We start from the raw sequence: 4,142 nt of genomic DNA, 5'->3' as shown, positions 1-4,142 counted from the left end.
CGTTCGACGATTTCATCCAGATCGACGCGCCGATCAACCATGGCAATTCCGGCGGCCCGCTGGTCGATGTCGGCGGCAATGTCGTCGGCATCAACACCGCCATCTTTTCGCCTAATGGCGGCAGCGTCGGCGTCGGCTTCGCCATTCCGTCCGACCAGGCGCAAAAGGTGATCGCCAAGCTGATGAAGGGCGGCGACATCGAGTACGGCTATCTCGGCGTGCAGATCCAGCCGGTGACGCAGGACGTGGCAAGTGCCATGGGGCTCGACCACCCCGGCGGCGCGCTTGTCGCCGCGGTCACCGAAGGGTCGCCCGCGGCCAAGGCCGGCATTGCGACCGGCGATGTCATTACCGGCTTCGCCGGCCAGGAGATCAAGGATCCCAAGGATCTGTCGCGCGCCGTCGCCGAGGTCTCGCCTGGCGCCAGGGAAACGCTCGACGTCTGGCGCAACGGCAAGATCGTGCAGATCTCCGCTGATGTCGGCCGCAACTCGGAAGACGTTAAGACCGCGTCCGATGGCGAGGGCGGCAAGCCGTCGGCCGGGCAGGCCCTGCGCGTCCCGTCGCTCGGCCTTGGCCTCACCGACATCACGCCCGATGTCCGCGAGGAGTTGAACCTGGCCGACAATCAGCGCGGCGCCTTGGTCGAGCGCGTCAATCCGGACAAGGCGGCTTCGGCGGCCGGCCTCGAGCCGGGCGATGTCATCGTCGCCGTCGACCGGACCCCGGTGAAGAGCGCCAGGCAGGCGAACCAGGCGATCGCCGAGGCAGGCAAGTCCGGCCGCAAGTCGGTGCTGCTGCTCGTCGACCGCGGCGACGCGCAGATCTTCGTCGCCGTGCCTTTCGCCGCAGGCTGAGGCCTGGCGCCGGCGACAGGCCAGACACAAGGCCCGCCGCCGGCATTTTTTCTGTTGCCCGCCGGGCCATCTTCGAGAACATTGCGCTGGGCCGGCAAACGGCCCCACGCAAAGGGATGTGCTGATGGTCACCCGTGGTTTCGTTTCCGGACGGCGTCCCCCCACGGACCATGACACGCGCATCCCGCCGGGCCAGTATCTCGAGCAGGGCTTCCCGGTGCTGTCGGCCGGGCCGACGCCGCATGTGCGCACCGAGGACTGGTCGTTCACCCTCAAGCACGGCCCTCGCCCGATCAAGAAATGGAACTGGGCCGAGTTCAGCGCGCTGCCGCTGACCAGGATGACGCGCGACATCCATTGCGTGACCGCCTGGACCAAGTTCGACACCGCCTGGCAAGGCGTGCTGGTCGACGACATCCTCGCCGATGCCGGCATCGCGCCGCCGACCGCCTACACGCTGGCGCTCTCGTTCGACGGCTACACCACCAATGTGCCGGCCAAGGATCTGCTCGACGGCAAGGCGATGGTGGCGCTGCTCTACGAGGGCAAGCCGATCACGCCGGACCATGGCGGACCGGCGCGGCTTCTTGTGCCGCATCTCTATTTCTGGAAGTCGGCGAAATGGCTGAACGGGCTGCAGTTCACCGAGCGCGACGAGCCGGGCTTCTGGGAATTGCGCGGCTACCATATCTATGGCGACCCGTGGCGCGAACAGCGCTATTCGGGCGATCCATGAGCGAGGCCTCGGCCGCGCAATCGCCCTGGCAGACGGCGAGGATCGTGCGCATCGAGAAACGCACGCCGCGTGTCACGAGCTTCTTCTTCAAGCTGTCGCGGCCTTTCCTCCACCTGGCCGGACAGCATGTCGACGTCAGGCTGACGGCGCCGGACGGCTATCAGGCGCGCCGCTCCTACTCCATTGCCTCGGCGCCGGAGAGCGCCGGCACGGTCGAGCTGGCGATCGAGAGGCTCGAGGATGGCGAGGTGTCGCCCTTCTTCCACGAGGTTGCGGCGGTCGGCGACGAGATCGAATTGCGCGGGCCGCTCGGCGGCCATTTCATCTGGTCGGCCGGTGATGGCGGGCCGATCCTGCTGGTGGGCGGCGGCTCAGGCGTGGTGCCGCTGATGGCGATGGTGCGTCACCGCAGCGTGCGGAAATCGGCCGCGCCGGTCGCTCTGGTGTTTTCGGCGCGGGTCTGGGACGAGGTGATCTTCCGCGACGAGTTGATCGGCCTCGACGACCGGCGCGACGGCTTCGACTTGGTGCTGACGCTGACGCGCGAGCCGGCCCAGCGAGCCTCGGACTATTCCAGGCGCATCGACGCCGCGATGATGGTGCAGGCCATGGAGCGGCTGCCCAAGCCACCGATTCTCGCCTTCGTCTGCGGCTCGAATGCCTTCGTCTCGGCCGCCGCCCAGGCGCTCATCGATGCCGACGTGCCGGCTGGCTTGATCCGCACGGAACGCTACGGCGTTTGAGCAGGCCGCGAGGAGGTCGTTGTCAGGAAACCGGCGAGAACTTTGCCGAGACGAGCTGGAAGGGCAGCGCGCCATAGGTGGCGACGGCGGTCTCGTCGTCCCAGGTGCGGAACTGGCGGGATGGCCGCGCCTCGATCACCAGCGTGCGCCCCGCCGTCGGGTCGAGCGCCACCTTGCCGCGAAAGCGCAGCACCCGTTCCCCGCCGGCGCGGCTGATCGCCAGGGCGCGCAAACGGGCGACATGCCGGCCATCGCCGTTGATCTCCATCTCGATGCGGCGGCGCACCGGCGGCACGGCGATCCGGACCGTCACCTCCAGCATGATCTCGCCGCCCGGGTCGGGACAGTCGATTGCCTGCGACATCACGAAAGGCGATGATTGCCTCTTCGCCCTACCGGCCACCCGCCTGCCGCGCCAGACGACGTCCGGTTCGTCCTGGCGCAACCGGCCGCTCTTGCGCTTCAGCCGCAACTGCTTGGCAAAGCCGCGCGACAGCCAGGTAAGCCCGCCGAAATCGGTGCGCGGCTTGGCCTGCAGCACTGAGGACAGCCGCGACAGGCCGGAGCGGTCGGCCATGCCGATCGTGCTGGCGAGCACCGTTTCAGGCACCGGAATGCCGATCTCGAGCGCGAGATAGGAGAGCGCCACCGCAGCGGCGACGGCGAGGCCGCGCCTGGCGATCACGTCGAGGAACACATCCCAGTCGGCGTCGCCGCCGCGGATGGCCACCGCGCAATCGACGAGCCAGTCGCTGTGGGTGTGGGCATCGAGCCCACCATGCGCGATGGCGAGCGCGATGCGGTCGGCGGGCGACGGCACGAAGACGCCGACACCGCTGAATTCCGCCGCGATCGCCCGCCGCCAGATCGCCAGGTCATCCTCGGCGCTTTGCTGCGATCCGTCATAGGCGAGCTGGTGCAGGTCGATGTCGCCGAAATTGCCCTTGAAGAAATTCATCGAGCGCAGCGATGCCAGCCGTGTCCTAAGATAGGACGGGCTGACGCCACTGGCGATCTGCCAGTCGCGATCGCGCAGCACGTCGAAGGCAACCCGCATGTGCTGAGGGCGCACCAATATGTCGATGTCGTGCGCCACGCGGCCACGCTGCGCGGAGGCATTCACGGCGATGCGGCTGGCGCCCTTGATCAGCATGACCGGCGCGCCCGCCTCCACCATTGCCTTCAGCGCCGGCTCGGCCTCGCGCATGGCCAGGCGCGACTTGGTCCACAGCATCTTCTGCAGCCCGACAAGACGCGGATAGGCGGGATGGGCGGCGAGCTTGCGGCCGAAGCGGTCGGAAATCGCGGCGAGCAGCCGGTGCTCCCGGAAGGAGACGAGGTCGATATCGTTTTCGTCCAGCCAGCGCGCCGCGTGCTGGCTGGCCGCGTCCTCGTCGGGCAGGAGCGCGGCCTTGAGCAACTGGTCGAGCTTGCCGGTCGGCCAGGACCAGCCATAGTCGGGAAAGCGACGGCCGATGGAACGTATCCTGGCCATCAGCCGGAGCCCGGTCTGTTCTGCGCGCGGCGCAGCATGGCGGCGCGGACCACCTCCAGATAGCCGCGGTCGCGCGCGTCGCGCCCATAGGACAGGCTGCCGGGCCTAATGCGCCTGAGCGCCAGCACCTCGTCCAGCATGTCGAGCACGAAGCCCGCCTCGCGCGCCCTGGCGATCCAGTCGATCATCTCGCCGCGGCCGCCCGGCGGATCGACGATCGGCCCGACCGCCTCGGCTACCTCGCGGCGGATCACCATCGTCGTGCGAAACCAGCCGGGCGTCGTGCCCGCCTCCGGCAGATCGGGCCGGTC

General features: G+C 68.5%; 4 protein-coding genes and 1 pseudogene. 3 read left to right on the top strand and 2 right to left on the bottom strand.

Annotated features, from left to right (window positions below):
• From EOA33_RS26420 to EOA33_RS26410, 3 genes are all read left to right on the top strand, one after another.
• Positions 1-857 (top strand): PDZ domain-containing protein (locus tag EOA33_RS26420; RefSeq protein ID WP_127406970.1); only part of this gene is annotated, 857 nt, incomplete at its 5' end.
• Between the two features lie 124 nt (positions 858-981).
• Complete coding sequence (locus tag EOA33_RS26415) at positions 982-1,593, top strand: sulfite oxidase-like oxidoreductase (RefSeq protein ID WP_127406969.1); 612 nt, start codon at positions 982-984, stop codon at positions 1,591-1,593.
• Positions 1,590-2,336 carry a ferredoxin reductase gene (locus tag EOA33_RS26410; protein ID WP_126056939.1) on the top strand — a complete coding sequence of 249 codons (747 nt, stop codon included), beginning with the start codon at positions 1,590-1,592 and terminating at the stop codon, positions 2,334-2,336. The genes EOA33_RS26415 and EOA33_RS26410 overlap by 4 nt, the downstream gene beginning before the upstream one ends.
• A 22-nt stretch (positions 2,337-2,358) precedes the next feature.
• On the opposite strand, the gene EOA33_RS26405 is transcribed toward EOA33_RS26410, so the two are convergent.
• Complete coding sequence (locus EOA33_RS26405) at positions 2,359-3,831, bottom strand: nucleotidyltransferase family protein (protein WP_189375697.1); 1,473 nt, start codon at positions 3,829-3,831, stop codon at positions 2,359-2,361.
• A pseudogene (locus EOA33_RS26400) lies at positions 3,831-4,142 on the bottom strand (glycosyltransferase family 2 protein); the annotation flags it as partial. The gene EOA33_RS26405 and the pseudogene EOA33_RS26400, both read right to left, overlap by 1 nt.

It is taken from the genome of Mesorhizobium sp. M4A.F.Ca.ET.050.02.1.1 (assembly GCF_003997725.1).
Lineage (GTDB): Bacteria > Pseudomonadota > Alphaproteobacteria > Rhizobiales > Rhizobiaceae > Mesorhizobium.
Note: the sequence above shows the minus strand (reverse complement) of the source record. Positions and strands in the feature narration are given on the sequence as shown.